General features: G+C 50.1%; 20 protein-coding genes and 2 tRNA genes. 12 read left to right on the forward strand and 10 right to left on the reverse strand.

Annotation, left to right across the window (positions count from 1 at the left end):
* The first annotated feature begins 149 nt into the window (after positions 1-149).
* The 7 genes from N7E73_RS06355 to N7E73_RS06385 all read left to right on the forward strand — a co-directional run bounded on the left by N7E73_RS06355 (position 150) and on the right by N7E73_RS06385 (position 4,732).
* Positions 150-1,406: an RsmB/NOP family class I SAM-dependent RNA methyltransferase gene (locus N7E73_RS06355; protein WP_432738201.1), complete on the forward strand. Its 1,257-nt coding sequence runs from the start codon at positions 150-152 to the stop codon at positions 1,404-1,406.
* A gap of 10 nt (positions 1,407-1,416) precedes the next feature.
* Complete coding sequence (locus N7E73_RS06360) at positions 1,417-2,178, forward strand: 2-amino-3,7-dideoxy-D-threo-hept-6-ulosonate synthase (protein WP_432738202.1); 762 nt, start codon at positions 1,417-1,419, stop codon at positions 2,176-2,178.
* Positions 2,179-2,331: 153 nt separating this feature from the next.
* Positions 2,332-2,407, forward strand: a tRNA-Val gene (locus N7E73_RS06365).
* Positions 2,408-2,450: 43 nt separating this feature from the next.
* Positions 2,451-2,527: transfer RNA gene (locus N7E73_RS06370), tRNA-Asp, on the forward strand.
* A 273-nt stretch (positions 2,528-2,800) separates the two neighbouring features.
* Entirely contained in the window at positions 2,801-3,250 is a 450-nt protein-coding gene (locus N7E73_RS06375) for a GNAT family N-acetyltransferase (protein WP_432738203.1), read from the forward strand.
* Positions 3,251-3,648: 398 nt separating this feature from the next.
* Positions 3,649-3,954 (forward strand): hypothetical protein, encoded by a 306-nt coding sequence (locus N7E73_RS06380; RefSeq protein ID WP_432738204.1) that lies wholly within the window; start codon positions 3,649-3,651, stop codon positions 3,952-3,954.
* Between the two features lie 85 nt (positions 3,955-4,039).
* Positions 4,040-4,732, forward strand: a complete 693-nt coding sequence (locus N7E73_RS06385) for a type 1 glutamine amidotransferase (RefSeq protein ID WP_432738205.1) — start codon at positions 4,040-4,042, stop codon at positions 4,730-4,732.
* A 121-nt stretch (positions 4,733-4,853) separates the two neighbouring features.
* Here N7E73_RS06385 and N7E73_RS06390 read toward each other — a convergent pair whose 3' ends face one another.
* A complete protein-coding gene (locus tag N7E73_RS06390) occupies positions 4,854-5,621 on the reverse strand; it encodes a YkgJ family cysteine cluster protein (RefSeq protein WP_432738206.1) in 768 nt (255 codons plus the stop codon).
* Between the two features lie 193 nt (positions 5,622-5,814).
* Positions 5,815-6,741 (reverse strand): bile acid:sodium symporter family protein, encoded by a 927-nt coding sequence (locus N7E73_RS06395; RefSeq protein WP_432738207.1) that lies wholly within the window; start codon positions 6,739-6,741, stop codon positions 5,815-5,817.
* Between the two features lie 300 nt (positions 6,742-7,041).
* On the opposite strand from N7E73_RS06395, the gene N7E73_RS06400 reads away from it, so the two are divergent.
* On the forward strand, positions 7,042-7,929 hold the full coding sequence (locus N7E73_RS06400) for a phosphatidylglycerol lysyltransferase domain-containing protein (RefSeq protein WP_432738208.1): 888 nt from the start codon (positions 7,042-7,044) through the stop codon (positions 7,927-7,929).
* Here N7E73_RS06400 and N7E73_RS06405 read toward each other — a convergent pair.
* The 5 genes from N7E73_RS06405 to N7E73_RS06425 all read right to left on the reverse strand — a co-directional run bounded on the left by N7E73_RS06405 (position 7,904) and on the right by N7E73_RS06425 (position 15,076).
* The gene (locus N7E73_RS06405; protein ID WP_432738209.1) at positions 7,904-8,227 is read right to left on the reverse strand and encodes an Hpt domain-containing protein; all 324 of its coding nucleotides are present in this window, start codon (positions 8,225-8,227) and stop codon (positions 7,904-7,906) included. The genes N7E73_RS06400 and N7E73_RS06405 overlap by 26 nt on opposite strands.
* 3 nt (positions 8,228-8,230) lie before the next feature.
* A complete protein-coding gene (locus N7E73_RS06410; RefSeq protein ID WP_432738210.1) occupies positions 8,231-10,612 on the reverse strand; it encodes a response regulator in 2,382 nt (793 codons plus the stop codon).
* A 17-nt stretch (positions 10,613-10,629) separates the two neighbouring features.
* Positions 10,630-11,535 (reverse strand): BMP family lipoprotein, encoded by a 906-nt coding sequence (locus tag N7E73_RS06415; RefSeq protein WP_432738211.1) that lies wholly within the window; start codon positions 11,533-11,535, stop codon positions 10,630-10,632.
* Between the two features lie 126 nt (positions 11,536-11,661).
* Positions 11,662-13,167 (reverse strand): [FeFe] hydrogenase H-cluster maturation GTPase HydF, encoded by a 1,506-nt coding sequence (hydF, locus tag N7E73_RS06420; protein ID WP_432738212.1) that lies wholly within the window; start codon positions 13,165-13,167, stop codon positions 11,662-11,664.
* A gap of 211 nt (positions 13,168-13,378) precedes the next feature.
* Positions 13,379-15,076, reverse strand: coding sequence for a glutamine--tRNA ligase/YqeY domain fusion protein (locus N7E73_RS06425; protein ID WP_432738213.1), 1,698 nt, complete (start codon positions 15,074-15,076; stop codon positions 13,379-13,381).
* Positions 15,077-15,530: 454 nt separating this feature from the next.
* Between N7E73_RS06425 and N7E73_RS06430 the strand changes: the two genes are divergently transcribed.
* Positions 15,531-15,989 (forward strand): chemotaxis protein CheX, encoded by a 459-nt coding sequence (locus N7E73_RS06430; RefSeq protein ID WP_432738214.1) that lies wholly within the window; start codon positions 15,531-15,533, stop codon positions 15,987-15,989.
* Positions 15,990-16,059: 70 nt separating this feature from the next.
* On the opposite strand, the gene N7E73_RS06435 is transcribed toward N7E73_RS06430, so the two are convergent.
* Complete coding sequence (locus N7E73_RS06435; protein ID WP_432738215.1) at positions 16,060-18,399, reverse strand: sensor domain-containing diguanylate cyclase; 2,340 nt, start codon at positions 18,397-18,399, stop codon at positions 16,060-16,062.
* A 134-nt stretch (positions 18,400-18,533) separates the two neighbouring features.
* Positions 18,534-18,851, reverse strand: coding sequence for a Mor transcription activator family protein (locus tag N7E73_RS06440; RefSeq protein WP_432738216.1), 318 nt, complete (start codon positions 18,849-18,851; stop codon positions 18,534-18,536).
* 249 nt (positions 18,852-19,100) lie between these two features.
* Here N7E73_RS06440 and N7E73_RS06445 point away from each other — a divergent pair, with 249 nt between their 5' ends.
* The 3 genes from N7E73_RS06445 (at position 19,101) to groL (ending at position 21,950) form a co-directional block, all read left to right on the forward strand.
* A complete protein-coding gene (locus N7E73_RS06445) occupies positions 19,101-19,748 on the forward strand; it encodes a S24 family peptidase (RefSeq protein ID WP_432738218.1) in 648 nt (215 codons plus the stop codon).
* A 186-nt stretch (positions 19,749-19,934) separates the two neighbouring features.
* Positions 19,935-20,222, forward strand: coding sequence for a co-chaperone GroES (gene groES, locus N7E73_RS06450; protein WP_432738219.1), 288 nt, complete (start codon positions 19,935-19,937; stop codon positions 20,220-20,222).
* A gap of 63 nt (positions 20,223-20,285) precedes the next feature.
* Complete coding sequence (gene groL / locus N7E73_RS06455; protein WP_432738220.1) at positions 20,286-21,950, forward strand: chaperonin GroEL; 1,665 nt, start codon at positions 20,286-20,288, stop codon at positions 21,948-21,950.
* 95 nt (positions 21,951-22,045) lie between these two features.
* Here groL and N7E73_RS06460 read toward each other — a convergent pair whose 3' ends face one another.
* Positions 22,046-23,023: a tetratricopeptide repeat protein gene (locus N7E73_RS06460; protein WP_432738221.1), complete on the reverse strand. Its 978-nt coding sequence runs from the start codon at positions 23,021-23,023 to the stop codon at positions 22,046-22,048.
* Positions 23,024-23,288: the final 265 nt, after the last annotated feature.

The following is a 23,288-nucleotide window of genomic DNA, read 5'->3' on the forward strand; positions in this document are numbered from 1 at the left end:
TCTCCAGCCCGAGGGACACGTTTTTTTACAATTTTAAACAATTTTTTTACAAAAACTTAATTACTACGGCCTACTTACTCCGCCCCCTCAAGCGATGGGCAAAATCACATGCCCGACATCATAATACAGGCCGTAGCTGACATCATAAAATGAAAAACGATTTGCGAACATTCCGACTGGTCTGCTCAGAAAGCCATGTAACTGCCGTTGAGGAACTGCTCCTTGGGCAGGGTTTCAGATTCCGCCCCGAACCTTTCTACTCCATGGCCCGCATCCTTGAAGAGGAGCCGTTTCCCCTTGGCGAGTCAATTGCCGCAAGGTTCGGGCGCATCTATATTCAGGACCGCTCCTCAATGCTTCCGCCGCTCATGCTTGCGCCGGAAAAAGGGGATCAGGTCTTGGACATGTGCGCGGCTCCGGGCAGCAAGACAGGACTTCTCTCCCGCCTTGTCGGGCGCGACGGATTCGTCCTCGCCAGTGAGCCTTCAAGCGACAGGCTTTCCCTGCTGCGCCAGAACCTGCGCAAGACCCAATCGGTGAACACCGCTACGGTTCATTATGAATCCCAGAAACTGCCGCTGCCCCCTGAAAGCTGGAAAATCATCCAGCTTGACCCGCCATGCAGCGGCTGGGGAACCCTGAACAAAAACCCGAAAGCCATGGATCTATGGAAGGACGAAAAAATCGTCCCGCTGATCAATCTGCAACGACTGCTGCTCACCAAGGCTTACGAACTGCTCGCCCCGGGCGGAAAGCTCGTGTACTCTACCTGTACCACAAACGTACAGGAAAACGAGGAACAGACCCGCTTTGCCACTGAGGAGCTGGGCTTTGAACTTTTTAAACTCGCGCACCCGGAAGGCTTCACCATATCCGAGCCGCTCCTGCCCGGCATGGACGGAGTCCTGCGGGTGGATGGGTCCGGGGGCGGACAGGGATTCTACCTCTGCGGGCTGCGCAAACCGGGTAATGCCGAGCCGGTTTATCCCGGAACTAGCAACCCGCCCGGCAGTAGAATCAATTTAAAGAAAACAGAGTTCCCCGAAGCAGTGGACCTTTCCGCCCTGCCGGACGGAGAAATATACGAATTTCGGGACAAGGCCATGTTCATGAACCGCCACGCCCTGAACATTCTGCCTGCGGAACTTCGCTGGCAGGGCTTCCCTCTGGGCAAGATCGCCAAGAACAGGTTCAGGCCGGACCCCTATGCCAGATGCCTGCTCCCGGAAAAACCGGATTCTTCCGCTCTGGTCATTGAAAACGTTCAGGATCTCGCCAACCTTCTTTCCGGGCAGAGCCTGAGCGGACCGGCCAAGGGCAAAGGCCCGGTCGGACTTTATTACAAGGACATGCTCCTAGGATTCACAGGCAAAAAAGGCAACCGCTACATCTGGACTGACAAATAAGGACAACACCATGAATGGAACCAACCGCCGCATGAAGCGGATTTTCGACAGGGAAAGCGGTAACGCCCTCATTCTGGCTCTGGACCACGGAGCCAACGAAGGCATGATCGACGGCCTCGGAGCCATTCCTTCCATCCTCGAAGCCCTTCCGGCCTCGGGAGTACAAGGGGTCATCCTTAACAAAGGACTTGCAAGGCACTACGGCGCGCTGGTGCCCACTGACGTGAACCTGATCATCCAGCTCAACGCCGGGACACGACACGGCTCACCAAGCTACAACAAGAACATCGTCTGCTCCATGCACGAAGCCCTGCGTCTGGGGGCTGATGCCGTTTCACTGCATGTGAACATAGGTAACGAGCTGGAAGACCGCATGCTTGTTGATCTTGGAGAACTGACCGACGAAGCGCACCAGTTGGGCATCCCTGTCCTTGCCACGGTGTTTGCCCGGGGCAGCCAGATAATCAACGAACACGATCCGGCCCTTGTGGCCCACTGTATACGCATTGGCGCGGAACTTGGACCCGACATAGTTGCCGTCCCCTACTCCAGCAACAGCGAGGCCTTCGCCAAGGCCGTAACCGCCTGTCCCATCCCGGTGCTCATCACCGGAGGACCGCTAGGACAGAGCATGGAGGGAGCTCTAAATATAACGCTGGATGCTTTGAACTCGGGTTGCCGCGGCTGCTGCATAGGCCGCAACATCTTCCAGAATGAAGATCCCTTAAAAAGCATGGCTCAATTTTCCGAGATTGCACACCAAAAACGTTAAATTAAAAGAGTTTACAAAATATTTTAAAAAAATAAAAAAAACCGTTTGACAAAACGGCCCGACATCGGCAGTATCCCTCCTCGTGGCGGTGAGCAACAACGAATGACTCAGACATTCAAGGGGCTTACAGAAAACTGCCACATGACTAAAAGTGGGCGAATAGCTCAGTTGGGAGAGCATCGGCCTTACAAGCCGAGGGTCACAGGTTCGAGCCCTGTTTCGCCTACCACTAAGTCAAAAAGCACAGCTTAACGTGCTTATTATATACACGCGGAGCCGTAGTTAAGTTGGTTATAACGCCGGCCTGTCACGCCGGAGGGCGAGGGTTCAAGTCCCTTCGGCTTCGCCACTTTTCAAGAGAGAGACATCAATCGCAAGATTGGTGTCTTTTTCTGTTTTGCTACAGTAAAATATGACTGGACACATCCATCGAAACGATATTTATTTTAGCTGCGAATCGCTGCAGGAAGCGAGTCAGCCTTTGTTTCCAAGATAAAAGAAGCAATTGAATAACCCACTAAAAAACAATTATATTTTCTCCTGCTGCCTGCTTGGATTTTTTATGGCAAGACAATAAATGCCGTAAAACTTATGCTCGCCACTGACGACAGGGAGATAATTCATGTTAAATATTGTTGCCGTTTCTCCAAGCGAGATGCCCATGCATCTCTTACTTGAAGCTGATCCTTCTGAAGACAGTATAAATAAATATATTAATACTTCCTTGTGTTACCTTGTTTTGAAGTCTGACGAGCCCATTGGCGCATGTGTGTTGGGTCAGACCGATGATGCCACTTTGGAACTGTACAATATTGCCGTTTCTCCGAGTTGCCAGAATCAGGGGGCCGGAACAAAATTGCTGCGCCATGTCATAGAGGATGCAAGAGCCAAAGGATTCAGGCGGATAGAATTGGGAACCGGTACGTTCGGATATCAGCTTGCATTTTACCAACGTGCAGGGTTCCGGGTGGAGGATGTGATCAAGAACCATTTTACCGATAATTATGCTGAACCCATTTTCGAGTCGGGCATTCAGCTTAGGGACATGCTTAGATTGGCTCTTTTGCTGTAGCCTTATCTCTGTCACGCAGGAGGCCGCTAGTTCGAGTCGTCGCCCCCGCCGCTTTTCATGACAGGTAAATAATAACCGGAGGGTTACCTTTTTCTCTTATGATTGCCTGAATACCTCAGCAAGAACGTTGCCTGGTAAAAAGACGAAACCTGACGCAACAAGTTCCGCCGCAGATGTGCCGAGGTTGACGATTCTCCAAAGAACCTTAGTTTTTTTGAATGATCGAGACTACCCTTGATTAAAAGCCGGACCAGCGACGTCCTCCGCCACCGACATTAACCACACGTCAAACACGATCAGAGTAAACATTCATAAAAATCCCCACGAACTCAATTAAACAAATCCACCAAGCACTTACTTCAACAGATTCCCATCAAGATAACATTTGAGGTGATCCCATGCAGAGACACATCATCATTTCAGCAACAATTATTCTTCTGACCTTATCGGCTGCTCAGGCAGATGCCGGTGAAATGAAACTTGGTAACGATTTATCCATACAACAGAACTCAGATTCTCAGAAAACAGACATGAAAAGCAGAATCGATACTCTGTCAAAACCGTATGATGACGTAAAAATATCAGACGGGATCAGCGCGGGAATAATTTCCGACAGGGAAGAGGCCCCGCTGGAATACAAGCAGAGGATTCCCGCCAAAGAAAAGGGCCGAGATGTAGGGGTTGGACTGAGTCTCAGTTTTTAAAAGGTTTCACAAACCGTAGCCTTCTCGGAATACTCCAATGTTCGCCGCACTGCCCGCTCAACAATCCAGACAAAGGTAACTCACGATGAAGAACAAACGAATGCTGGTCCTCAATATTCTTGCTGAAACAAATCTCCGGACAAGTTTCGACAACAGGGTCGCCGAAGCATTTCAACCTCTCGACATTCCATATGACACCGCGTATCTGGCGGACCTTGCGAATGTCTGCGAAGTCGAAGAATACACGCATCTGCTGATTTCCGGCTCAACAGAAAGCGCGTTTGAAGACCACAGCTGGGATTCGGAACTGGATTTCATCATCAGCAGCTTTATGAACTCCGGGAAGTCAATCCTTGGAATATGTTTCGGCCATCAGTATTTAATAAGGCACATACTTGGCAAGGACCATGTACGGAAATCACAGACCCCGGAAATAGGCTGGACGGACATCTCAATTTCCGGAAACCCTATTTTCAGCGGGTTAAACACACTGAAGTCGGCGGTATTTCACTTCGACGAAGTCTTCGACCTTGATGACCGGTTCGATGTCACCGCTACATCAAGCAGGTGCACCGTTCACGGATTTCAGGTAAAAGGCAAAAACATCTGGGGCTTACAGTTTCACCCGGATTTTATGTATGAAGATGTGGATAAATTTACAGAAATAAACCGCGAAAAGACTGATAATTTTGAGCTGATTCACTGCCGCACTTCAGTCTCTGCCATTGAATTCGCAAAGAATGATGAGATCTTTAAAAACTGGATCGAAATATCCTGATACGATGATACCGGACCTTCTTTTCAAGCAGTATATCTAACCAGAACATTCACCAAGGCATGCTTCCGGCAGTCCTGCGAGGCCAGCGCGGAGCAAAGGCAATAGCTGTATTTTATTATACCTATTTCAATTCAAGCTGCCCCTTCAGAGTTTCCCCGGCAAGCCAACCGGCATACGTCCCTTCAAAATCGGTCATGATCCGAGCCATAAGGGGAAGGAAGGAGCATATCTGGCCGTTTATACCGTAATCGGCAAGATATGCGGCCTGTCCGGCATAGATAAGATCCTTCTGGATCATTATCAGGGCATTCTGCGGCACTGTAATCTTGTTTCGTGCATTATAGCTTTTGATACAGGCTTCGACATCGGTGGAAATCCAGTTACGGGCCAGTATGGGCCTTACTTCATAGATGGAGCATTTGTCTTCCACAAGAAATGGACAGGGCCGAAAATAGTTACCGACAAAATCCTCAAGAGTAGTCCTGTCTAACTCGGCCTCTATCTGAAGACATCTCTCAGCCAGATCCTCAAAAACATCAACTGTGCAGTTCCGGGCCAAATACAGCCCTATCCTGAATGCCTCCTGCGGCATAAGAGTGATGTGCGATGAACAGCAATACGAACATCCTGCACCGCAGGCCACCCTGAAACCGGAGTCCAGACTTTGGACCTGCCCAAGAAAGGCTGTAAAGTTGGCTTCAAACTGGGCACAGCCCTTTTCCGCAAGCAGCACCGGGAAGAGGTTATGTGACGGGTCTATACCATTCATATCCGCACAGACAGCAAGGCTCATATCGCGAAGCAGCTTCTGCATTTCCGGATGTGCACTGAAGAGTTTGAGCGGTTCACTTAAAATATTCTCTATGATTTCATCAGGACCGAGATTCATCCTAGCCTCCGGATTGATTTTATTCGTGTGCGTCAGGGTAAAAACATTACCCGGTTTTGTGAACAAAAAATCCCCTCCCATTATCCGGGAGGGGACTGATTAAGTGCTTTGCGAACGGCTCAACTGATATTCAAAAAATATATCCGGAAAATACCGCCTCAAATTATAACGTGGTTGACACAAGAAAGGAACATCACTTCCCGGAAAACATGGTTCTGGCCCGTTTGGCGAGCAGTATCCCGGAAATATTGTGCCACAGACTGAACAATGCGCCGGGCAATGCGGTGGCAGCCCCGAAATACTTGGTGGCAAGGGCCACGCCCAGCCCGGAATTCTGCATGCCGACCTCGATTGCAATCGTCACACTGTCCTTCCTGCTGAAACCGATAATTCTACCGACCCCATAACCGGCGAGAAGTCCACCCAGATTATGCAGAACAACTGCTGCTAATACGAGCAAAGGAAAGGTTGCCAGCAGATCGCGGTTAAGGCCGATAATGCACGAAATAAGCATCACGATCACAAGAATGGACACAGACGGGAAAACATGAAGGACCGGATCGAGCCTGCTCCTGAGCAACCTGCGCAGAACAAGTCCATCAAAAAGGGGAAACAGAACAATCCAGAACACGGACTTGATCATTGGCAGTAACTGAATCTCAATCTGCTGGTTGAGGATAGAATAAATGATCAGGGGAGTCAGCACAGGGGACAGACAGGTTGAAATCATGGTCATGGTTACCGACAGGGCCACATTACCCTTTGCCAGATGGACTATGACATTTGAAGCAGTCCCGCCCGGACATGCTCCGACCACCACCATGCCCATCAGGGCTTCCTGCGGCAATCCCATAAGGGACGAGAGCACTACTGCGAGGGCAGGCATGATTGTATACTGCAGCACAACCCCAAGAGTCACGGCTTTGTAATTCCTTATTGCGGAAGCAAAATCCTCAAACTCAAGGGTCAACCCCATGCCGAACATAATTATTCCAAGACAGATTGCAATGTAGGGTTTGAGCCAGGTAAAAAACGATGGATACAGAAATGCTAAACAACTGAACAGGACAGCTATTATAATAAAATGCCGCTCTATCAAACGACACACAGAATAAACCATTCATCCTCCACGGAAAAACACAACACAGTGCCGTTGCTCTAGTTCATTATTTTTCCGTGTGCAAGCCAGAAAATATTCGGCTCCCCCCTTGAAACGGAGTAAGCGATTAGATACAATAAAGATTATAACCATAAACAATGTCAGACAATGAATCTTAACACAGCTCACAGTATCCACCATATCAGCAGTTGTTCTGCCGAGTTAAGACCGCTCCTGCTTTCATATCTGAGAAAGCATGGGAACCGGTGTGCTTCGTATTCGACCATGCAGCCGGGGCTGGAATACAGCCTATGGGAAGGTGTGGGCTATTGTGCTTGGATCAACGCCAGGAATATTGTTTCCAACGATCATGCAGTGATCCTGTCAAACCCGGTAACTTCAGAACACCTGCAACCGATCTTCATCGAAAAGCTTGCTTCGCTCCTTGGAAAGATCACGCTTGTACAAATAGATCACTCGCTGGCCACCCAGTTGTACCGGATGGGATTCAAAGTCTACCAGCTTGGAATTGAAACAGAACTGGAACTGGCTTCATTCAACCTCTCAGGGAAAAACAGGTCATCGTTAAGGCAATGGAAAAACAAGGCATTGCGGTCTGGGATAACTGTAGAGGAAAAAAAACTTTCTGAAATTCCGCAGGAAGAAATCAGTCTGGTCAGCGACTGCTGGATACAACGCAAGGGCGGCAGGGAGATGTCATTCCTGACCAGACCTTTGCCGGACAGGGATGAAGACGGAGTACGTTTCTTCTGGGCCCGTATGGACGGACAACTGATTGGGCTGGCGGGATTTGATCCCATTTACGAGCATGGCCGGCCCGTCGGATACTATCACAATTTCGACCGACTCAAAAAAGAGGCCGTAAACGGGACCTCCCCTTACATCCTGCTCAGCGCCATCGAAAAATTCCGCTCTGAAAAAATAGAGCGGGTGAGTCTCGGACTCTCGCCACTTGCAGGAATGAACAGTGAATTCAATCTTTCCGGAATACTGAAAAAAATATCGGAACTGTTCTACAGATATGGAGAACCTGTCTACCCGTTCAAGGGGAATGACAGGCACAAATCCAAATTCGGTGGCAACAGAAAAAAGACCTATGTTGCAAGCAACGCAGGGTGGTTCGATACAATGATCGCCGCGGCAATCGCCTGCGGCCTTGAAATCAGGCCTGCCCCAGTTGGATCCTGAGTTCTTCAAGGTAGAGCCGGTACTTACGGACCAACGGCTCAAGGGCATCAGACATGCCCAGCTTTGCCACATCATGTATGGTAGTGCCGAGCCTGCTTAAAGGTTCCAGACAGAAATTGGCCGCTGCCCCCTTCAGGCTGTGCCCCAACCTTCCAACCTCGGCAACATTTCCGGATTTGAGACAGGTTTCCATCTGCTGAAGTTCATCAAATTGATGCACTAGAAAATGCGGAATCAATTCACGCAGATCTTCATTAATCACAAATAGCTCCCGCCCGGAATGTTCTTCCGAATTCATCCGTTACTCCGTAAGTAAAATATTGGCTGGCAGAGTTGATCCCCCTGCCGCAGCCGCGATTGTGGCCCGGATAGTATCCCATCTGACCGGTTTTGAGATAAAACCGTTACATCCGGCCCGCCGGCATTCCATGCGATGGTCATTAAACGCATGAGCCGCAAGCGCAATAATGGTGGCCGGTTCCCTTGAACCGACCTTTTCAAAATCACGAATCCTTCCTACCGCCTCAATCCCCCCCATAACCGGCAGTTCCAGATCCATGAACACAAGGTCAAATTCTCCGTCACTAAAAAGCTGAACAGCGCGCAGGCCATCTTCTGCCATGGTCACTTCGGCACCGGTGTCAGCGATGAAAAGTTCAAGAATCCTCCGGTGATCCTCGTTATCCTCGACCAGAAGGATCTGCATTCCTTTACCAGGCTTGGCAACTGAAGGTTTTTCCTGCCCGGCCGTTGCCTTGAGACAGCGCACAAGATCAGCATCAAATACAGGCTTGATCAGCGTGTAGTCCGCCCCCAGCATCCTTGCATTGCGCCTCTGCGCCTCGGTACACCCGGCGGAAAACATCATGGCAACCATACCGGAAAGGAGATTTTCCTGTTTTGCCTTTGAAAGAAAATCCACCCCCTGCATATCGGGCATCTCGCTGTCGGCTATTATAAGATCATACGCCTCACCGAGTTCAGCAGCCGAGCGCAGGTATTCAATACCTTCGTTCCCGTCGGAAGCGGTCGAAGAATCAATCCCGAAAGTCTGGAGCCTGCGACCGAGAACTTCGCGCACAGTTCGGTTATCGTCAACCAGTAAAACCCTTATCCCGGAGAAATCAGCAACACTCCTGTCCGGTTCATAAACCGATTTCTTGAATGGAATGGAAAAATAAAAAACAGTCCCCTTGCCACGCTTGCTTTCAAACCAGATTTCACCATCCATAAGATCGGCAAGCCGGGAAGCGGATGCCAGCCCGAGTCCGACTCCTCCGAACTCCCGGGTGGTAGAGCCGTCCGCCTGAACAAAGCTCTCGAAAATATTGCCCCGCTTTCCTTCGGGAATACCGATACCGGTATCACGAACGGTAAAGAGCAGGCGATCAAATTCATCCCCGGACTCTTTCAGGCTCGCCCGAACATCCACCTCGCCGCTGGAAGTGAATTTGACCGCGTTGGCCACGATATTCATGAGAATCTGGCGCACCCTGACCGGGTCACCGACGACCTGTGCAGGAACACCTGGATCTACATCACAGATTATCTCAATATCCCTGGCATGGGCTGAATGAGCCATACTTTTGCAGACACTCTGCATGGCGTGGGAAGGATCAAAAGGAACAGGAACAAGCTCTATCTGGCCGGACTCGATCTGAACGAAATCAAGGATGTCATTGATGATTTTCAGGAGCAATTCCCCGGAACCGCGGAAAATCTCCACATAGCCCTGCTGCTCGACATCAAGCTCGGTTTCCATGAGCAGCTCCCCCATGCCGAGTATGGCATTCATGGGGGTTCTTATTTCATGGCTGATCATAGCCAGAAATTCGCTCTTGAACCGGCTGGCCTTTTCAGCCTTGTCCCTGGCTTTTTCAAGCTCCTTGACGGTAAACGACAACTGCTCAAGAGTTGAATTCAGGCGCTGCTCGGCCTTGCGCCGCTCCTCAACCTCATCGCAGAGCCTCTGGTTGGCAATGGTCAGGTCTTCAGTCCTGCGCTGAACCTTCTCCTCAAGATCGCTCTGCATCCGGGAGAACTTTCGGGCCAGCAGATTCAATGAAGCGGCCAATTCACCGACTTCGTCCTCCCGACCATCCACATCAAATTCGTCGAAATCGCCCCTGACCATCCCCTGAGCCTGACGAGACAGCCTGATAACAGGAGAAACAAGGGATCTGCCAAGAAAAAAAATCGCGCAGAACGCGGCAAGAACGGCCACACCCATAAATACCGGCAGCAGATAACCGAGCACAAAGTCCCAGCTCTCATATTCCCTGCTTTTCAAAACCCCGACCTTTACATAGCCGAGGTAATCACCATCCCGCAGAATCCGCCTCTCAACATAAACAACCTGCCCGTTGTAGTCCTTGGGCATAGGGCGCGAAAATTCGCTGTATGCATCACCACCGGGAGCATACACCGCGCAAAAAACGACATCGTTGGAAGAGCATGCACTTCTGACGAGGTCATCCATCCTGTTATTCTGAAATCTTACAATGGCCTCGCTGCTGGATGTAGCAACAAGAGAGGCGATGGAGTCTGCCTGGGACTTGAGGGAATCGTACAGTTCATCGTGCCTGTAGTCCGTTACCAGGAAACCAAGGGGAACCAGAATGCCCGCGAGGATGAGCAACAGCCCCAAGGCAATCCTGTATTTGATGCGTAAAAATTTGAACATAAAAAGCCGCACCCCCTTTATTTTACCGGGAAATCAAGGCGGACTGTCCCTGAAACAAGCTTTTCCTTGAGTCCGTCCAGCTTATGCAGGACTTCTTTTGATATAAGATGCCTGGAATATTTCATATCGGTCAGACATACTCCATCGTTGGAAAGGTCATAGTTCTTCGGCCCGGGAACAAATCTGCCCTCAAGAACCGAAAGGACTTCATTATACACGGCAACGTCAAGTCTTTTCATCATGCTGGTCAGGATGGTCCCCTTAGCCATATGATCCTGATTGGAGTCCACCCCGACAACATAATTTCCGGTTTTGCGTGCAGCCTGTATGACCCCGTTTCCAGAAAGCCCGGCCACAGCATAAATTATATCCACCCCGGAAGCATACATGCGTCTGGCAAGAAGACTCGCCTGCTGCGGATCTTCAAAGCCTTCTACGGCTGAACCGCAACGAATGAACTTGACCTCAACGGAGACATCCTTTCCGGAAAGCTCGACACCTGCCCTGAACCCGCTAAGAAAGTCCTGTATCACCGAATTCTCATTGCCGCCGATAAATCCGACCTTTCCGGTCTTTGTCTGCCACGCGCACAGGGCCCCCACAAGACACGACCCCATGCCCTGTCCGTAAGCAATGGAAGACACGTTATCGTATCCGCGGACGCTGGCATCGTTAATTATAAATCTGATTTCAGGATGATGACCGGCAAACCCAAGGATCTCGTCAATATTCTTGGAAGAGTTGATTACAATTACATGTGCGTTGCTGTCCAAAAGCGACTGCAGCTGTTTTGCCTGATCGGCAAAGGCAAATCCCCCGGCACGCACTTCTATATGCAGGTCGAATTTCTGCTGCAGCCTCCGAAGGCCTGACACAGTCATGCCGTTGAATGAATCATCATCAAGGGCAGAACCGCTGGCCATGAACCCAACCACAGTCATCTCAGCCCGGCAGAGAACCGGACAGAGACAAAGGATCAAAGCAAGAAGCAAGGGCCTGAAAGGCAAGAAAAACCGCATAACTGCAACCCTCTATTCTGCCGGAACGGATCAGAACGAATCGCTCTCGTCCGAATCAAGCAGTCCACCGAGGTCCGCCCCCAGGACGCGCCCCGGCCATTTGTAAAAACAATACCCTGAATCTTCCACATACCTGCGTATTTTCTGCTGCCCACCACGTGCGAACGGCAGGGAAGCAAAACCGATCTGTTTTTTGGTCACCTCAATGTCGCCGAAAAGGTACATCAGGTTAAAGGGAACCGCCTTCTCAGGCTGAATCTCAGCCGGAACAACAAGGTGCATGGACTGCGAGTTGCTGCCGCGATACACATTTATTTTCCCGGTCAGCTCCATCCGCTGCTCACCATCATCCTTGAAAAAGGGCTCGATAAGCCGCGCCAGAGTACCGTCCACCTTGGCAATCGCCAACCCGTAGTTGGTGATGGGGACCTGCTGACGATCGCAGTCCCTGATTCTGCGGAGCATATCCGCCCTGTCGGCCATACATGCGCCGCAATGGACCACAAGCTTGTACTCGGAAAGATCAATGGGCAGGCCGCAGCCGGTCTTTGATTCAAAAATAATATTTCGCCCTGTATATCCGGCAATCCGGGCAGGAATCATTTCTTTGCCAAGATCCTCGGCCTTGGGATGGTGCGGGCAGGCTTCTACGATCAGAACTCTGTCGCCGTCCGCCAGACTGTCAATGGCATTAGCTCCCTGTACCAGTTGTTCCAGATTACCCTTGTGACGGGCAAACAGGATGGGAAAAGTCGTCAGGGAAACATCCTCAGGCACAAGGTCGAGCACCTTCTTCACCGCCTGAGAATCTGCGATAACAAGTGCAGGCCTGCGCTTATGACCGGAAATGGTCTGATAAAGCTCTCCCTCCTTGACGATCACCGCAATGCCGCCGGCATCCAGAATCTCGCGCAGAACCTGCGATTTGGGGAGCCCAAGCCTGCCCTTGGGTGAAACCGGGTCCTCGGAAACAACGCAGACCACAAAATCACCACGCCCCATGAGGTCACGGGCGAGAACCGGGTCAAGCATGTTTTCCTCGGGAGCCAGTGCCATGATGGACTTCTTGAGCCTTTCAATTCCCCGTCCGTCTATGGTGGAAGTAGCAACAAAACGTATTCCCCGAGAACCACAGAATTCCATGTCCGCAAGGCTGGGACGCCTGATGTCTGCCTTGTTGAAGACCATCACACAGGGAATGCCCCGCTCCAGCAAAAGGGTGGTCAACTCGCGTTCTTCGTCAAGTATTCCGGAATCGTCGGTGACAACCACGGCGACATCCACACTGTACAGGGCATCGCGTATGGCCCTGGCCCGGTCATCACCGGGAACATGTGCGTCCGTATCATAAATAGTCACCGGACCGAGCGGGTGGATCTCGGCCCGGGTCAAAGGATACATTTCATCTTCATGGGCTACCGGGCTGACCTCATCACTTTCAATACCTGAAAGAGCGCGGATAATCGAAGACTTGCCCACGTTGCTTCTGCCTGCGATAGCGATGGCAAGTTTGGAACTGTTCGGTTCGGCACTCATTCTAAAACCTCCGGATCATAATCAATATACAACAGCTCGAACGGATAAACACTTTTCTGCTGGATAACACTTTTAAGGACATCTTTCACCTACATATATTACATATCAAAAATTAACAGGCAGCAGACATCCCATGCGGACAAAAAAAATGCGGAATCCCCTTCAGGACCCCGCATTTACTGACTTCCGTCTCCCTCAGCACTGAGGAATACTATTTTTTCTGATTGTTTTCAATTTTCTTCCAGGTATCACGCAAAGTAGCTGTTCTGTTGAAAACAGGTTTTTCCGGTGTTGAATCAGGGTCGGCGCAGAAATAGCCGATACGCTCAAACTGGCAACGGAAACCGGGTTCAACCTTACCAAGGGCCGGCTCCACGTAACAACGGGGACGAACTTCAAGGGAATCAGGATTGATGTGATCCTTGAACTCTGACCCATCCTTGTTGTCCATGGGATTTTCCTTGGTGAACAGGTGGTCGTAGAGACGGACCTCGGCTTCGACGGCATGATCTACTGAAACCCAGTGAATGGTACCCTTGACCTTACGACCGTCATTGGACCAGCCGCCGCGTGTTTCCGGGTCATAGGTGCAGCGAAGTTCAACGATTTCGCCTGCATCGTTTTTGACAACCCCGGTACAGGTCACATAGTAAGCGGCCCGCAAGCGTACTTCGCGTCCCACTGAAAGCCTGAAGTATTTTTTGGGAGCATCCTCCATGAAATCATCACGCTCGATGTACAGAGTCCTGGAGAAGGGAACCATGCGGCTTCCGGCTTCAGGATCCTCAGGATTATTCTGGCATTCGAATTCTTCTACCTGACCCTCAGGATAGTTCTCGATAACCAGCTTGATGGGATCGACAACACCCATGAAACGGGGGGAAGTGCGGTTCAGGTCATCACGCACGGAAAACTCCAGCAGTGCGAAATCAACCATGTTTGCGGCTTTGGCAACACCGATACGCTCACAGAAATTTCTGATGGATGCAGGAGAATAGCCGCGGCGTCTCATACCGGAAATTGTCGGCATCCTAGGATCGTCCCATCCGGAAACGTAGCCATCCTCCACAAGCTGGATGAGCCTGCGCTTGCTCATGACAGTATAGGTCATATTCAGACGTGCAAACTCAATCTGCTGCGGGCGGTAAGCACCCAGAGTTTCCAGCACCCAGTCATAAAGTTCACGGTTGTTCTCAAACTCAAGGGTGCAGATCGAATGGGTGATCCTTTCCAGAGAGTCTGAAATGCAGTGGGTGTAGTCGTACATGGGATAGATGCACCATGCATCGCCAGTACGGTGGTGGTGTGCCTTTCTGATGCGATAGAGGGTCGGGTCACGCATGATGACATTGGGAGAGGCCATGTCGATCTTTGCACGCAGCACATGTTCGCCGTCCTCGAATTCACCGTTCTTCATTCTCTCGAAAAGATCGAGGTTTTCCTCGATGGAACGGTCGCGATACGGACTGTTCTTGCCGGGCTCCTTGAGAGTTCCGCGATGCTCACGGATTTCTTCTGCACTGAGGCTGTCCACATAGGCCTTGCCGGCCTTGATCAGTTGAACGGCATACTCATACAGCTTGCCGAAATAATCGGAGGAATAATGCAGGCGATCATCCCAATCGAAACCAAGCCAACGGACATCCGCCATTATGGAATCGACGTATTCGACATCTTCCTTGACCGGGTTGGTGTCGTCAAAACGCAGGTTGCATGTTCCCTTGTAATCCTTGGCCAGGCCGAAGTTGAGGCAGATGGACTTGGCATGCCCGATATGCAGGTAACCGTTGGGCTCGGGAGGGAAACGCGTTGCAACCCGTCCTTCGTACTTTCCGGTTTCATTATCCTTATCGATAATTGTGGTAATAAAATTCTTTCCGACGCTGGATTCAGTGTTGTTCTCTGACATTTATTTTTTATCCTTAATCTTGCATTCTTTTCGGGATGAAAGCTCCGAACCGAAACTGCCCGAGAAAATATTCAAACAGTGCGACCTTAGTAAATACGTAAAAATAAACGTGCGGTCAAACACAGAACAGATGACAGAAAACAAAAACAGCTGTAAATAATCTCAATATATTTCATGCTAAAGATCAGCGAGGCAGAACAAGGCATACAACACTTTTTTCCGGCCTCCGAGACACCCGACCATGATTAAACTGTTTGTTTATGGCTTCTTTTTCTGGTAATATGATGCAAGCGCAGGTTTGGTTAAATGATTTGCCATAGCCGTTGACCGCAATAGTCTCCGGCAACAAGGGTCAATGTCATGGATACAACCTGTTTTGAAGGCGAAAAAAAGCTGTTTTACAGCCACCAAATATTTCTATTAAGGCGCTAACATTTTTCAAGGAGTCCCCGTAATGAATGTAGAACTGGCGAAACCTTTCATCAAAGCAACCTCCGACATCCTGACCATGATGGCCATGATCACTCCCAAGGCCGGAAAACCCTTTGTAAAGAAAGGAAATGTTGCTAACGGCGATGTCACCGGTATTGTCGGATTTACAGGCAATGTCAGCGGTAGCGTCTCCATTTCCTTCGACAAGGCCTGTGCTGCACAAATAGTCAAAAATATGCTCGGCGACGACATTCAGGACATCATTCAGGATGTAAAGGACGCAGTGGGCGAAATAACCAACATGGTGTCAGGTCAGGCCAGAGCAGGCCTCACCGAGATGGGCTATAAACTTCAGGGCTCCACCCCGACCGTGATCATGGGTGACAACCACACCATCGCCCACGTCACAGCCGGACCGGTGATGGCAATTCCATTTACCACCGATTACGGAAACTTCACAATTGAATTCGGATTTGATTAATAAATCCAAAAGCCCGGCCAGGAACCCTGACCGGGCTTTTTTAATGCGGTTCCATCCCTGAAAATCTCACCTACTTTTCCACTGTACCTGCAGGAGAAAGCTGAATCTCCACCCGGTTGCGTCCTGCATGTTTGGCGGCATAGAGTCCGATGTCAGCGGCCTTCAACAAATGTTCCAGAGTTCTGGTATCAGCGTTCAGAGTGGCAACCCCGATACTGACGGTTATCATCAGTTCTCCGGACCTTGTTATCATCCTGGTCTGCTCGATTTCCCGGCGCAGACGCTCGGCAACCATCGTGGCACCTTCAAGTCCTGTGTCTGGAAGCAGAACGGAAAACTCCTCTCCACCGATACGCCCGAACAGATCGATTTTCCGCAAAATTTTAAGCCCGGCCTGAGACAGCCCCTTCAGGACGTCGTCACCGGCATCATGTCCATACATGTCGTTGACATTTTTAAAGAAATCAATATCGAGCATCATGAGAGAGAGATCACGTTCATAGCGCAATGACCTTTCCAGCGCTTCCTCTGCACTTTCCATAAAAAATCTGCGGTTAGCCAGCCCTGTCAGCGGATCGGTAGTAGCAAGTTTCCTGAGCTTGTTCTCAGCCTCCCTGCGCTCTGTAACGTCCCGAATGGTTCCGACGACCCACCACTGCTCATCCTTGCGCAACGGCGAGAGAAGGACCTCAGCCGGAAAAACTGTCCCGTCCTTTCGGCGCACATTGACCGTGAAGGAACCGTAATTGGAAAACAGACCATCAACATTCTGGACAATGGCCTCATCCACACCAGCATCTTCATTGTCCTCGGCAAAAATGCAGCAGTTCAGATTTTCTCCCAGCATCTCAGAGGAAGTGTAACCGAAAATGTTCTCCGCAGCCGGATTCCAGAAATGGACAAGACCGTTCTCATCCATCAGCACCAGCGCATCCTGAACGGAATCACTGATACTCTGGAGCATATCCTCACGGTCCTGCAGGTCCTTGAGAGCCTTCTGCTGTGCCGTGATATCGGATGTAGCACCACGGAACCCTGTAACTGCACCCTGAGAATCAAAGACAGGAACCCCGTTGAACTCAAGCCACAACTTGCGCCCTTCCCTGTTTACAAACTTGAAAACCAATCCGCTGAAGCTGCGCCCGTTCTGAGCTGCATCAAGGAATTCCTTGCGTACCTCCCACGAGGACTCCTCATCCACAAAATCAAATGGTGACCTGCCGATAAGTTCCTCTGAACTGTAGCCGAGAATGTCCCCCGCACGTCCGGTCACGAACACGAAACAACCGTCAGGTCCGGTTTCCCATATGAATTCCCCGGCTGCGTCTGCAATGTCCATAAAACGTTGTTCACTTTCCACAAGCGCGGATTTGACTTTTTCCCTTTCAACAACCGAGACCGTCTTGCGCCAGAAAAAAAAGCCACTCAGTATGTACAGAAATATAACAAGAGATAAGGTCACAGTACTTCCGGGGATGACAAGCCCATCCTCATACACACGGGTTATAATTTTCCAGTTCTCCTTGAAAATTACCGGGGAACTGGATGCGGAAGAAAAACCGGGATCAATGACAGGCAGGAATGTGAACAGCCCGTTCTCCGCAGAGATCTGCCCTGAATCTGCCGCTTTTATGCGTGCCCATTCCGCCGGAAATGAATCTTCCATGAAACCGTTCCGTTCCCCGAAAAGAAAACGCCAGTCCATGCTCGTGTCAGGTCCTATTATCCACCCTCCCTCATTATTTATGAGGTAGCACATGCCGAAAGAATCATTGGCTGACGCCTTCAAAAAGCGAAGCAGGCTTTCACCGGAAAGATTGACAACGACAACCCCCTGAACAAGCCCCCCCTGCCCGTAAATGTTTTTCATAAACCTTACGACAGGCAGATGAGGAATCTCCACCTTCCCGTACTCTTTATTCAGGTCAAAGGCAGACACATACACGCCTCCGCCGATCATGGACGAGTCCCTGAAATACAGGCGGTCACTTTTGTCCTGCAGAAAATCTGCCTCCACCCGCTGAGCCTGCCCCTTGACCATATTAACCCGGACAAGCTCCCGACCAAGGGGAGATAGAAATCTTATCTGGACACAGTTCCGGTTTTCCTCACCGAACGTGGAAAAAACAGCGGCCATGGAATTGTACTTTTCCGGGATGGTTCCTTCCCGTCCCATGCACCCCTGGACAAGTCCGGCCAGAAAACTCACATCCTCAATTCCGGCCTCAAGCCAATCTTTCATGGCAATACGACTGCTCTTGGCCAGGCTGAGTTCATGACTCTTCACCAGATCGATATACTGTGTGCGCTGACTCAGCAGCACCCCGACGGCGACCACAAAGATAAGACCCGCGACCGGAAGAAACCTTTTGACGAAACATCTCAAAACCGAGCTGTTGCATTGATCCATAACTATACCGCCCGAAGCATTCACGATGGAACTTGTATTATAAATCCGAATCCATTCCCGGAACAAAAATTCACATAACTGAGCAGGTCAGCACGGGGCTGTTTTATACAACTGAATCGTCCTGCTATCTTATGCTATATTATTTCCGTCTCGCGTTCAATGGTGTCAGATAGAATGCGCATTCTCTGTGCAGTCCTTACAGAAACTCCGAACCGCTCGGAAACCTGAGCCGGAGTAGCGCCGTTTTCGTAGGCACTCCTGATTCTTTCCTTCATCCTCACCCTGTACAGCTCGTCCATCCCTGGTACAGAAACTCTGGTTCCTCCCCAATAAAACATCAGTCTCTCAGCAGCTTCGGCGCCAAGAACCCTGATCAGACTCTCCGCAGACATCCCCCTCCTGCCATCCAGTTCCGGGAAACCGTCTCCGGAGGCAACCCCTTCTATCCTCATAATTTCCTCACAAAAATAACCAGACGATCTTCAATATGATCAGATCATTACCAAATCCAAACTTTGACAGGAATTCATAACAACGGGGACACTATTTATTCTTATTTGAGTCATAATGCAAGCCGTTTTATAAATATATTTTACCAATTGGTAAAAAAAATATTACGAATTACCAAACAGAGTACAACTTAAACAACATAACGACAATCACGTTAAAAAAGTGTACTGCTGATCTCCCAAGGAGGACATATGAACTTTTATCAGGACATGGTTGAAGGTTTGAAGGGAGTAATTGGGCCGGGGAAAAAATACTCCAATCCTACACAACTGGCTAAAGCCTGCGGGGTGGCTCCAAACCAGATCATCAGATACATAAGGCAGGAAAGGGGAAAACACATTCAGGTAGTGGCCAGGGTACTTGACGAAATCGGGGCAAAAATTATTTTCCCGGATGCTACCAAAGAACCATCACAAGGATCATTCAAAGCCATTCCGGAGGCTCTGGCCAGACCGGACAATACAGGGAAAGAGCTCAGCCCCAGAGAAGAGAGCGCTGGAGTGCTCGCCTTCAGCGAGGACTGGGTTGCCAGGAAAGGAAATCCGGAAAGCATGAGGCTGGTCACTGTCACAGGCAACGCCATGAGCCCGCGCATTGAAGACGGTGATTCAATCATTGTCGACCTCTCGCAAAAGGAACTGTATGAGGGACGCATATATGCCATGCGTATTGACCGGGAAGTAATCGTGCGCCGGATTGCCAAGGAGCCAGGAAAGATAATACTTGTCTCAGACAATTCCGACCTGCGGCAGCCCAGCATCAGTCTGGAACTGAGTGACGAATCAGTAGGATGGGATACTCTCGGACGGGTAGTCTTCATTGCAAAGGACCTGCCCTGAAAGACAAAATGAATTTCAAAAAAAATTCGCGGTGCGGTTGACAGTTTTTGATTATGTCTTAATTTCAGTCAATCCGTTTGGCCGGATTCTGTATACTCAAAGACCTCACGCCGGACCTCTTGCGGAAATCAAGGCCGTGCGCCTTACAAAATAAAGTTATTGAAATATGTTATCGGAGGACAACACATGAAACTTAAGCCGCTTAATGACCGTGTTCTGGTCAGACGCCTTGAAGTGGAAGAAAAAACTGTTGGCGGAATCATTATTCCTGACTCAGCCAAAGAAAAGCCCTTGAAAGGTGAAGTCATCGCAGCCGGCCCCGGCAAGCTTGATGACGACGGTTCCAGAATCGCCATGGGAATTAAAGAAGGCGATGCAGTTCTTTTCGCAAAATACGCAGGCACTGAAATCAGCATTGACGGTGTAGATCACCTGATCATGCGCGAAGACGACATACTTGCTGTTGTCGAATAACAGGGTTTTAGGTCAGAACCTGAATTTTCACAGATCATATCTTTTTTAAGGAGATAACACCAAATGGCTAAACAGATTCTTTTCGACGCTAAGGCGCGTGAAAAACTTAAAACAGGCGTAGACAAACTTGCCAACGCAGTAAAAGTAACCCTCGGACCCAAAGGCCGCAACGTTGTCATGGACAAATCCTTCGGCTCCCCGGTTATCACCAAGGACGGCGTATCCGTTGCCAAGGAAATCGAACTCAAGGACAAGTTTGAAAACATGGGCGCCCAGATGGTCAAAGAAGTAGCTTCCAAGACCTCCGACATCGCCGGTGACGGTACCACCACAGCCACCATTCTGGCACAGGCCATCTTCTCCGAAGGCGTAAAGCTTGTTGCTGCAGGCCGTAACCCCATGGCTATCAAACGCGGTATCGACAAGGCTGTAGAAGCTGTTATCGATCACCTCGAAACCCTTGCCAAGCCCACCCGCGACCAGAAAGAAATCGCACAGGTCGGTACCATCTCCGCCAACAACGACATCACCATCGGCAACATCATTGCCGAAGCCATGAACAAGGTCGGCAAAGAAGGTGTAATCACCGTTGAAGAAGCCAAAGGCCTCGACACCACCCTCGACGTTGTTGAAGGTATGCAGTTCGACCGCGGCTACCTCTCCCCCTATTTCGTAACCAACGCAGAAAAAATGATCTGCGAGATGGACGAGCCCCTGATCCTCATCAGCGAAAAGAAAGTAACCAACATGAAGGAACTCCTTCCTGTGCTGGAACAGGTTGCCAAGATGGGCAAACCCCTTGTTATCGTTGCTGAAGACATCGAAGGCGAAGCACTGGCAACCCTAGTAGTCAACAAACTGCGCGGCACACTCAATGTTGTTGCTGTCAAGGCTCCCGGTTTCGGCGACCGTCGCAAAGCCATGCTCGCAGACATCGCTGCCCTCACCGGCGGTTCCGTTGTTTCCGACGACATCGGCCTGCAGCTTGAAGGCGTTACCCTGGCTGACCTCGGTTCCGCAAAACGCGTTGTAATCGACAAGGAAAACACCACCCTCGTTGACGGCGCTGGCGACGGCGAAGTGATCAAAGCCCGCGTAGGCCAGATCCGCAACGAAATCGAACTTTCCACTTCCGACTACGACCGTGAAAAGCTTCAGGAACGTCTGGCCAAAATCGTTGGCGGTGTAGCCGTAATCAACGTAGGCGCTGCAACTGAAACCGAAATGAAAGAAAAGAAAGCTCGCGTGGAAGATGCTCTCAACGCTACCCGCGCTGCTGTTGAAGAAGGTATCGTCCCCGGTGGCGGAACCGCACTTATCCGCTGCATTCCCGCACTGGACGGCGTAACCGCTTCCGACGATGACGAATCTGCTGGTATCGACATCATCCGTCGCGCCATCGAAGAGCCTCTTCGTCAGATCGCCGGCAACGCAGGTCTCGAAGGCTCCATCGTTGTTGAAAAAGTCAAGGAAGCAAAAGACGGCAACGGCTTCAACGCTGCCATTGGCGAATACGAAGACCTTATCAAGGCCGGTGTTATCGACCCCAAAAAGGTTACCCGCATCGCTATCCAGAACGCTGCTTCCGTAGCAGGCCTCCTGCTGACCACCGAATGCGCAATTGCTGAAAAGCCCGAAAAGGCTCCCGCAATGCCCGCAGGCATGCCCGGCGGCATGGGCGGCATGGGTGGAATGGGTGGCATGGGCGGCATGGGCGGAATGTACTAGTCATTCCCCCGCAGTCCATCGGCCCAATGCGACCGAAAAGACAATCCCCGGCAGCCTTCAGGTTGCCGGGGATTTTTACTTGCATGCTGAAAAAATCAGAAATCTAGCTTAATGGTTTTTGCCGGGGGACGTTTGGCCGGTTCTTTTTTTGACGTATCTTTTTCCTTGCTTTCACCTGAGCCATCCAGATTGAGGGAGACAGAAGCCTTGGGTTTCTTGCTCTGCGCCTTGGCCTTCGAGACATCCGCTGTTGTCTGCCCGGGCTTGTAATTACGCCCAAAGACCTTAGGCCCCAACTTGTCGGAAATTTTCTTGGCTTCACGGTTGAGAGGGTTGATCTTCAGTACCGCTGCGGCTGCGTCATAAGCCTCTGTATACATGCGCTTGGCAAGAAACAATTTGGACTGCCGGACATAAATACTTTCATTTGCTCCAAAACGCCTTGAAATATCCTTGATCACCTCAAGGGCCTTGTCGTGCTCGGCCATAAGCTCCCAGGCCAATAGAAGCGAAATATATGGTCGGCTATCGCCGGGAGTGAGGGTAATGGCCCTTTCAAGATATTCGACTCCATCAGCCGGAAAACCGGACTTGACCAGCCTGCTCCCCACATCCTGCAGCAGACCGCGTTCCTCGGGAAAGGCATCGGTTATCTTACGGAAATATTTTTTTGCTTCCTTGACGTTTTTTTCTGCCAGAAACTTCTGCCCTGTAAGCACGTACTTATCTATCTGATTTTTCTGCTTCCTGATCTTTTCGACAGCGGCTTTTTCAAAGGCATCCTTAATGGTATTATGAATCTTGAGCAGCAATGCCGCCAGTTTCTTTTCCTGTCCTTTGGTATATTTGAGAGTGCGGGGCAGAACCTTCTGCAGCTCTTCCATTCCCAGCAGTTGCCTGATGACCTCGTCAACAAGAATTCCGATCTCGAATTTTTCCCGCCCGAAAACCTGACTTTCCGCCAGATCATCAAGGGATAGGCTCAAGGCATGCAGGCAGCGCAGATAATCCTTACGCTGTCCATAAGACTTGGCGCGGGCGATATTTTCCTTGATGGTCTTGGGTGAACTCATACTAAAAAGACTCTCCCTGTAATAATCAGGATTTAACCTTACGTTAACTCACTGCATTTTTATTTTAATAAGCTGTCAGGCCGTGTTGAGGCTGAGATTTCAAACCATATTTGATCATACCAGATTAACCCGTTAAAGCAAACCGTTCAAAACTTCAAACCGTCATCGAGAGCAGAATATGTCCCGAAAAAACTTCCCGTTCCTTAAATATAATATATGATTCTTTACACTATATCACACATTGTCAAGGTCAGACAGATCCCAC

The sequence above is a fragment of the Maridesulfovibrio sp. FT414 genome (assembly GCF_050916235.1).
Classification (GTDB): Bacteria; Desulfobacterota; Desulfovibrionia; order Desulfovibrionales; family Desulfovibrionaceae; genus Maridesulfovibrio.

Excerpts from the sequence above, each read along its gene's own strand:
- N7E73_RS06355 (WP_432738201.1), top strand. The coding sequence starts at position 150 with ATGAAAAACGATTTGCGAACATTCCGACTGGTCTGCTCAGAAAGCCAT.
- N7E73_RS06360 (WP_432738202.1), top strand. The coding sequence starts at position 1,417 with ATGAATGGAACCAACCGCCGCATGAAGCGGATTTTCGACAGGGAAAGC.
- N7E73_RS06375 (WP_432738203.1), top strand. The coding sequence starts at position 2,801 with ATGTTAAATATTGTTGCCGTTTCTCCAAGCGAGATGCCCATGCATCTC.
- N7E73_RS06380 (WP_432738204.1), top strand. The coding sequence starts at position 3,649 with ATGCAGAGACACATCATCATTTCAGCAACAATTATTCTTCTGACCTTA.
- N7E73_RS06385 (WP_432738205.1), top strand. The coding sequence starts at position 4,040 with ATGAAGAACAAACGAATGCTGGTCCTCAATATTCTTGCTGAAACAAAT.
- N7E73_RS06390 (WP_432738206.1), bottom strand. The coding sequence starts at position 5,621 with ATGAATCTCGGTCCTGATGAAATCATAGAGAATATTTTAAGTGAACCG.
- N7E73_RS06395 (WP_432738207.1), bottom strand. The coding sequence starts at position 6,741 with ATGGTTTATTCTGTGTGTCGTTTGATAGAGCGGCATTTTATTATAATA.
- N7E73_RS06405 (WP_432738209.1), bottom strand. The coding sequence starts at position 8,227 with ATGAATTCGGAAGAACATTCCGGGCGGGAGCTATTTGTGATTAATGAA.
- N7E73_RS06410 (WP_432738210.1), bottom strand. The coding sequence starts at position 10,612 with ATGTTCAAATTTTTACGCATCAAATACAGGATTGCCTTGGGGCTGTTG.
- N7E73_RS06415 (WP_432738211.1), bottom strand. The coding sequence starts at position 11,535 with ATGGCCAGCGGTTCTGCCCTTGATGATGATTCATTCAACGGCATGACT.
- hydF (WP_432738212.1), bottom strand. The coding sequence starts at position 13,167 with ATGAGTGCCGAACCGAACAGTTCCAAACTTGCCATCGCTATCGCAGGC.
- N7E73_RS06425 (WP_432738213.1), bottom strand. The coding sequence starts at position 15,076 with ATGTCAGAGAACAACACTGAATCCAGCGTCGGAAAGAATTTTATTACC.
- N7E73_RS06430 (WP_432738214.1), top strand. The coding sequence starts at position 15,531 with ATGAATGTAGAACTGGCGAAACCTTTCATCAAAGCAACCTCCGACATC.
- N7E73_RS06435 (WP_432738215.1), bottom strand. The coding sequence starts at position 18,399 with ATGGATCAATGCAACAGCTCGGTTTTGAGATGTTTCGTCAAAAGGTTT.
- N7E73_RS06440 (WP_432738216.1), bottom strand. The coding sequence starts at position 18,851 with ATGAGGATAGAAGGGGTTGCCTCCGGAGACGGTTTCCCGGAACTGGAT.
- N7E73_RS06445 (WP_432738218.1), top strand. The coding sequence starts at position 19,101 with ATGAACTTTTATCAGGACATGGTTGAAGGTTTGAAGGGAGTAATTGGG.
- groES (WP_432738219.1), top strand. The coding sequence starts at position 19,935 with ATGAAACTTAAGCCGCTTAATGACCGTGTTCTGGTCAGACGCCTTGAA.
- groL (WP_432738220.1), top strand. The coding sequence starts at position 20,286 with ATGGCTAAACAGATTCTTTTCGACGCTAAGGCGCGTGAAAAACTTAAA.
- N7E73_RS06460 (WP_432738221.1), bottom strand. The coding sequence starts at position 23,023 with ATGAGTTCACCCAAGACCATCAAGGAAAATATCGCCCGCGCCAAGTCT.